The organism is Stenotrophomonas terrae, from assembly GCF_001431465.1.
GTDB lineage: Bacteria > Pseudomonadota > Gammaproteobacteria > Xanthomonadales > Xanthomonadaceae > Stenotrophomonas > Stenotrophomonas terrae.
Genome location: NZ_LDJJ01000101.1, coordinates 1 through 7,027, shown reverse-complemented (window position 1 = coordinate 7,027; position 7,027 = coordinate 1). Strand labels below are relative to the sequence as shown.

The following is a 7,027-nucleotide window of genomic DNA, read 5'->3' as shown; positions in this document are numbered from 1 at the left end:
ACGTCCTTACCAGCAAACCGAAGGGTTTAGGGGCGTCGGAAGCCGCCATGCCTGCCGGCCCCAAACATCCTGACCCCGTTGCAATTGCAGGCGTCTTGCCCGGGTCCTCGGCGCCAGCTTCGTGGCTGAGGCCGCTCCTAATCACGGTTATTATGGGCAAGCGCCAGCCGAGCATGTACAGCCGCTACATTGAGTCTGCTTGCTATCCGAATTGCTCGTTCAATCCGACTTCCCGAACGATGATCGGTAGCTGCGCAGGATTTTGATCCGCGCATTGACGAAAGCTGCATAGCATTTGAAGTAGGCGTTCTTCGCGCGCACCCGCGTTCGACGAAATCTGCGACAGCGCCATGTACGGACTGCTGAGCAAGGACTTCAAACCGTAGTGCCGAGCCATGCTCGGCAGAGGCACTACCAGAAAACCCGAACGTGTAGGAGCGGCGTAAGCCGCGAAGCCGGCAGTGTCCAAACAGCCTGACCCGGCTGCAATTGCAGGCGTCTTGCACGATCTCTTCGCACCAGCTTCGCGGCTTACGCCGCTCCTACATGCGGTTTTTTGGGCAAGCCCCTGCCGAGCATGGCTCGGCACTACGCTCATTCGCTATTGCGAATCGCGAGCCTGCAGCGGAATCCTGCCTAGCACGCAGAACACCGCCGTCACACCCAAGCTGCACAAGCCACCCATCAACAGCGGAGAAAACAGATCCTGAGATTCAGGCGGCCGCCCACCTCCAAACATCGAGGTCGCTGTCCATAACCCAGCACCAATCACCGTGGAAAAGAAGCACAGCCGCACTGCATCCAATCGCCGCGCCCAGAAAAGCAGTGCCATTACCGGAATGCATATGAACAGCAAGCCGATATAACCGATGAAAACCGACACAATTGCCATGACTGGGAGCAGCAAGGCCAGATCAAACAGCGTAAGTGGCTCGGGCAAGGTGACACCAAGCCCGAGCAGGGCAAACAATGGCGTGAATAGTGGCGCGGCAAACGCCAGCTCGTCTGGTGAAGGACCTTCTGACTGCAAGAATCGTCTGGACATAGACGTTCAGCCTCTGCCTATCCTGGGTTGGATGAAATGTCTTCCTGACGAAACGTATCTCTGCCTGGATGCCAGCAATTACCTACCGAAGCCCCATGGCAGCGCGACGCCCCTGCCGAGCATGCATGGCTCGGCACTACATCATGGTTTGCTTTTTTCTGCGCGGCTGCTGCGAATCAAGCTGAAAGCAAATCCCGCCACTGCTGCTGCACCCAACACCAGCACCAGCCACAACACCATGTTCTTCCAGTCGCGCGGCGCTTCTGGCTGCTGGTAGGCGGCATCGCCGGCGCGCTGCGCGCCGGCGCCCAGGCTTGCCGCGGCCGGCTGCCACTGCGCACCGTTGTGTGTGCGCAATGCCGCCAGCATCGGCTCCAGCGCGGCCTGCGCCTTGCCTTCATCCGCGCTGCCTGCAACCAGCAGGTAAGGTGCTTTGCCCTGTGCAAGAAACACCACGCTGCCCGGTCGATAACCCAGCCGTAGCACCGGCGCAGCGGCAGGTACCGCACCCGGCTCGGCCTGCAGCCGCCATTGCCGGTCATCGATGATGCCCGAGGTTTCCAGCGGTGCAGAACGCTGCTGCCGGCCGGCCTGCGTCAGGTTCCACGCATTCCAGCCGGTCGTCAGGGTCTGCCAGACAGGTTCACCGTCAGCGCCCTTGGCGCGATCCTCATCGCGGCTGGATACCGTCCAGCTCACCGCGCTGTTGGCCGGCATCAGCACGTCCAGCCGCTGCACCGGGAACCGCCCCTGCAAGCGATACAGATAACCGTCCTTGCCATTGCCGCCTGCAGCCGCCTGCAGTTCCTGCCACTGCCAATCGCCGGCTTCAACCGCATCGGCGAACTCGCCACGCAAGCCCTGCAACGGCGGCGCGCCGCTGCGCTGCAAAGGCACCAGACGCAGGTAACGCAGGCCTGATTCAACCCGGATGCTGTTGTTGCGCAGCGCGTTGCCCTGGTTGCGCAACTGCACCAGGCGCACCTGTGGATCCAGTACCTGCCAACCGCGCAGGTCATCGCTGCCTTCCAGACGGTAGCCCAGGTCCAGCGTCGCCGCGGTGTCGCTCCAGTCCACCAGCAGCTTGTGCAGCTTGCCGGCCTCATCGCCCAGATCAATCAGCCATACCGGATCAGCAGCGGCTGCCGCGGGCGCCGTGCCCACCAGGTTGCGGATCGACACCACCTTGCCCGCAGTATCGCGCTCCACCACCACGCTCAGGTCGTCATCACCACCCGCGCTGGCCGCCGGCAACGCAAACCAACGCAAGGCTGCGGTACGCACCGCACCACCCAGCGGTGTGGCCGCGGCATACACCGCGCTGGCCACCGGCTTGCCATCGGCATCGATCACCCGTACATCACGCAGGTCACGCCAATGCACAGCGGCATAGACGTCTGCATCCAGCGGCACCCGATAGGCGCCGGCATCGGGCTGGGACAACTGCAGCGGCCACTGCCGGGCGAAATCATCGGCGGCGCAGGCACTGAAAGGCAGCAAGGCCGCTACCAGCAGGCGCTTGATCATGCGGAAACTTCCTCGTTGTCTGTTGCAGCATTTGCACGCCGCGGTGGTGCCGGCGCCAGCCAACCCACCAGGGTGCACAGCAGGCCATAGGCGATGAAGGCGCCGATACCGAGCAGGTCGCCCAGATTGCTGCGATCGATCAGCAGCAGCTTTGCCAGCACCACGCTCATCAGGATGGCACCGGCCAGCCACAGCCCCCATTGGCCACGACGCGAGCCAGAGATCCAGCCGATCACACCCAGCAGGCTCCACACCACGGTCAGGCTGGTCTGCGCCAACTTGCTGCCGAGCAGGCTGTCGTTCCACGACACATCACCCCAGTGATGGACAGCGCGCAAGGTCATCACCGTCACCAGTACCAAGGCGGCCAAGGCCGTACCCACCAACTGCATCGGCAGTACCGCTGCGCTGCCGTTCTGGCGCAGGCGTAGCGCCAACAGCGCAAGCACCGCGATCTCGGCCAGTTCCAGCGGGTTGAACACGACAATCCACGGCAGTGGCGCCGCCGAACCCGCACTGGCCAAGGAGGTCAGCCACCACAAGCCCAATACCGCGAACACCGCCAACTGCAAGGCCGCGCGATAGCGCTCAAACGCGGCACCCAGCGGCTGCGACAGCCACGCCCAGCGGTACATCGACAATACCGCCAGCAGCAGCCACGGCAGCGCCAACAACATGCCCACCCAACCCTCGGCCAAAGCGAAACGCGCGCCGATATGCCAGGCCAACAACGACAATACGGTCGGCCACAACAACCACCAGGCCAGCTGCGCCAGCCCGGCTACCGCACCACTGCCGGCGCGCAGGCACATCAGGCTGCGTACGCCCAAGGCGGCAAATACCGGCCATGCCCAGGCACCATGGCCAGCGAACGGCTGGCCGTACTCGGACAGCTGCAGGAACGCGACCGGGAAGGCCATGACGAAACCACCCAGGGTGGTCAACGACAGCGCCAGGGCCGGTGCACGGCGCTGCACTTCGGCTGCCACCCACGCGGTTACGCCCAGCAACAGCAACACCGCATGCAGGCGGCTGCCGACCTCGACGAAATCACCGATCTCCATGACCACATTGCCCAACCACCAGGCCAGCGCCCACAGGTAAGCCACGGTCGCAAGCTGCGCATTGCCCGCGGCGCGGTACCACCATGCGCTGGCGAAGCCGGCCACGGCGATCAGCAAAGCGCCCATGAAGGCGGCATTGGCAATGGCGGTTGTTGCGCTTGAATGGCTGCCCGATACACCAATGGCCAGGGCCGCAGCGGCCGCCAGTTGCAGGCCAATACCGGTCCAGCGGACCAGGCGACGATCCTGGGTCAGGCCCAGCCATACCAAGCCCGCCCCTTCCAGCGCGAACACCGATGCCGTGGCCTTGGCAGACAGGGCCAAAGGCACCGCCAACGTGGCGAAACCCACCGCGAGAATGGCGTAGCCGCGTGCCAGCACATTCATGCGTTCGTTGTTGATCAGCGCGCGTGCCAGCACCGCATATAGCGCAGCCACGCCCAGTGCACAGAATGCCAACGGCATGCGATCGCCCTGCAGCAACGCAGCCTGCAATGAGAAGGCGATAAGCGGCGTACCAAACAACAGACAGCCATCGATGCGCGCACTGCCCGCGGTGCTGGCCTTGCGCGCATACAACAAGGGCAGCAACAGATAGAACGCGAAGAACAGCACCAGGAAGGGCTCGACGCTGTTGAACTTGGCCGGTTCGTAGTCCAGCACACCCCAAACCGTACCGATGCCCCAGGTAAAGACGAAGCCCAGCAGGTTGAGGATGCGCCACGGCCGCACCCAGGCAATGGCGAAGATGCCAAGGTTGAGCAGGGCGTAATACGAGAACAAGGCAACATGGTTGCCACTACCATCGGACAACCAGATCGGCGCCATGAAGCCGGCCAGCACACCGAGGATGGCCAGGGTCCGGCTTTCCTGCAGCACGGCCATCACCGACAGCCCGGCAATCAGCACCACGCTCAACGCGAACGCCGGCACGACGCCGATCATCCCGTGGTTCTTGCAGGCCGAAAACACCACCAGCAACAGGATGCCGATCATGCCGCCCTGCATCGCCAGGGCAAAACTTCGGTGGCTCTCGCGTTTGCGCCAGGCAAACACCAGACCCGCCAGCGCGGCGGCACTGATGCCTGCCAGGCGCAGGCTAGGCGGCACCACGAACCAGCCTTGGTCACTGGCGTACTTCAGCAGGGCGGCGACACCGGCCAGCAGCACCAGCATGCCGACCTTGACCGGCACATTGCCGCTGGTCAGCCATTGCTTGGCGTAGGCAAGCGCACGCTCGATGATGTTGGGTTCTGCCGGTGGCGCAGGTGCGGCCGGCGTCCAGGTCTGCTCCGGGGCCGGTTGACGTGCCGGAAGCGGGCGGCGCGGTGCACTTGCCAGTGGATCAAGCGGATCTGGTCGGGGTGGCAATGGCGGCGGCAGTGGCGTAGCGGTGACCGGCGCAGGCTCGGACGAAACAACCGGTGCTGGCGCAGCGACCGGCACAGCCGTCTCCGGCACGGCGGGGGAATCGTCTGGATTGGCTTCCGGCTGCTGCCATGCGTAGGGCTGCGCGGCCTCGTTGCGCGGCTGTCGCGGTACGGGCTCGGTGTCGCCAGCGTCCAGACGCGCTTCCAGCACGGCCACGCGGCGCTTCAGCGAGGACACCGATACCAGGGCGGCCACCAGCAATACCGGTACTGCCAGCGCGGCCAGCACCAACAGGACTATCAACAACACCCAACTGTCGTCCATCCGTCATCCTTGTGCACCTGAACGTGCTGCATCACCTTATCGGTGCCACCTGAAAACGCAAGGTCGGGCACAGTCAGCTCCGCTGCATGCGCCTACAGCGGCGCTTCGTCCGCGTCCTGCTGCTGGGCATCGAAGTCGGAACGCGCCTGGTCCATCTGCGGCTGGTGCGCCCAGGCCCATTGCATCAGGGCGTCCACCGGCTGCAGCAGCGATTGCCCCAGGCTGGTCAAGGCATAGTCGACCTGCGGCGGCACGGTCGGGTAGACCTGCCGGCTGACCAGCCCATCACGTTCCAGGCCACGCAGCGAACGGGCCAGCATGCGTGGCGAGATACCGCTCAGCTCACGCCGCAACTGGTTGAAACGGCGGGGTTGGCCACGCAGCGCAAGCACCGCCAGCAGACTCCATTTTTCGCCCACACGGTCCAGCAACAAGCGCATCTGCCGACAGTACGCGGCGTCTTCACCTGCGCCCGGGCCAGTATCACCGGTGTGAGTTGCTGCCATCGGCGTGCCTCCTTGTGGCGTAGAACCGCGCACCCATCAATAGAGCATGTCCACACAGGTGGGCGCCACCCCGCTGTCGCCCTACCCCACCAAGGCAAGGAGTCACCGATGTCCAACCTGATCCTCCGCAACGAACCGCTGGGCCACCCGTGGCCGGGCACCGACCCGTTCCTGTTCTGTGCCTACCACCTGGACCAGTTCCCAGCGGCCACCGCCGACCAGGCCGTGGACATGCGCCTGCTCGGCGGCCGCGAGCTGGGCCATGATTTCAGCGGCAAGGACGGCTTCAGCATGTACCACGGGGTCAACGTGCCTGGCTTCCCGGCGCACCCGCACCGCGGCTTTGAAACTATCACCATCGTGCCCAAGGGCGTGGTCGATCACGCCGATTCGCTGGGTGCCACGGCCCGCTACGGCGATGGTGACGTGCAGTGGCTGACCGCCGGCAGCGGCATCCAGCATTCGGAGATGTTCCCGTTGCGTTCGCGCGAGCAGGGCAATCCGCTGGAGCTGTACCAGATCTGGTTGAACCTGCCGGCGCGCAGCAAGATGGCCGATCCGGAGTTCGTGATGCTATGGGGCGAGAACATTCCCAAGTACCGCAGCGACGGCGCCGAGGTGAACGTGATTGCCGGCCGCTACCAGCCGCAGGAAGGCGCGCAGGCCGAAGTGGTTCCGCTGGCGCCGGGCCGCAACTCGTGGGCAGCCGATCCGGACGCCGACCTGGCGGTGTGGCAGATCACCCTGCAGCCGGGCGCGTCATTGACCCTGCCGCCGGCCCGCCGGCCGGGCGCGCGGCGCACGCTGTACTTCCACGATGGCAGGCAGTTGCAGGTGGACGGCACCTCCGTCGCCGAACCGCGCCTGTTGGAAGTGGCCGCAGGCAGTGCCCTGCCGCTGCACAACGGCGGCAGTGAAGTGCTGCAGATCCTGCTGCTGCAGGGCGTTCCGATTGCCGAACCGGTAGTGGCCTATGGCCCGTTCGTGATGAACAGCGCCGAGGAGATTGAACAGACGCGGCGGGATTACGGCCGTACCCAGTTTGGTGGCTGGCCCTGGTCCAGCCATGGCCCGGTGCATCCAGCCGGACAGGGACGTTTTGCCAAGCATCCGGGTAGTGAGGTGATCGAGGAGCCGCCAGGGCAATAAAGGGGTCGTGGGCAACTGCTGAAAGCACCCCTCCCAACCCT

Annotated in this window: 5 protein-coding genes; 1 reads left to right on the top strand and 4 read right to left on the bottom strand. The window is 64.7% G+C overall.

Going from position 1 to position 7,027, the window contains the following annotated elements:
- Positions 1-601: 601 nt before the first annotated feature.
- The 4 genes from ABB27_RS18770 to ABB27_RS18755 form a co-directional block, all read right to left on the bottom strand.
- Positions 602-1,045 carry a hypothetical protein gene (locus ABB27_RS18770; RefSeq protein ID WP_057630823.1) on the bottom strand — a complete coding sequence of 148 codons (444 nt, stop codon included), beginning with the start codon at positions 1,043-1,045 and terminating at the stop codon, positions 602-604.
- A gap of 141 nt (positions 1,046-1,186) precedes the next feature.
- Positions 1,187-2,572 (bottom strand): DUF3999 family protein, encoded by a 1,386-nt coding sequence (locus tag ABB27_RS18765; protein ID WP_057630821.1) that lies wholly within the window; start codon positions 2,570-2,572, stop codon positions 1,187-1,189.
- The gene (locus ABB27_RS18760) at positions 2,569-5,331 is read right to left on the bottom strand and encodes a DUF2339 domain-containing protein (protein WP_057630819.1); all 2,763 of its coding nucleotides are present in this window, start codon (positions 5,329-5,331) and stop codon (positions 2,569-2,571) included. Before ABB27_RS18760 ends, ABB27_RS18765 begins: the two co-directional genes overlap by 4 nt.
- A 92-nt stretch (positions 5,332-5,423) precedes the next feature.
- Complete coding sequence (locus ABB27_RS18755; RefSeq protein WP_057630818.1) at positions 5,424-5,837, bottom strand: winged helix-turn-helix transcriptional regulator; 414 nt, start codon at positions 5,835-5,837, stop codon at positions 5,424-5,426.
- 108 nt (positions 5,838-5,945) lie between these two features.
- Between ABB27_RS18755 and ABB27_RS18750 the strand changes: the two genes are divergently transcribed.
- Positions 5,946-6,986, top strand: a complete 1,041-nt coding sequence (locus ABB27_RS18750; RefSeq protein WP_057630816.1) for a pirin family protein — start codon at positions 5,946-5,948, stop codon at positions 6,984-6,986.
- The last annotated feature ends 41 nt before the right edge of the window (positions 6,987-7,027 follow it).

What these genes read in the sequence shown, in the direction of transcription:
- ABB27_RS18770 (WP_057630823.1), bottom strand. Translation starts at nt 1,045, where the DNA reads ATGTCCAGACGATTCTTGCAGTCAGAAGGTCCTTCACCAGACGAGCTG.
- ABB27_RS18765 (WP_057630821.1), bottom strand. Translation starts at nt 2,572, where the DNA reads ATGATCAAGCGCCTGCTGGTAGCGGCCTTGCTGCCTTTCAGTGCCTGC.
- ABB27_RS18760 (WP_057630819.1), bottom strand. Translation starts at nt 5,331, where the DNA reads ATGGACGACAGTTGGGTGTTGTTGATAGTCCTGTTGGTGCTGGCCGCG.
- ABB27_RS18755 (WP_057630818.1), bottom strand. Translation starts at nt 5,837, where the DNA reads ATGGCAGCAACTCACACCGGTGATACTGGCCCGGGCGCAGGTGAAGAC.
- ABB27_RS18750 (WP_057630816.1), top strand. Translation starts at nt 5,946, where the DNA reads ATGTCCAACCTGATCCTCCGCAACGAACCGCTGGGCCACCCGTGGCCG.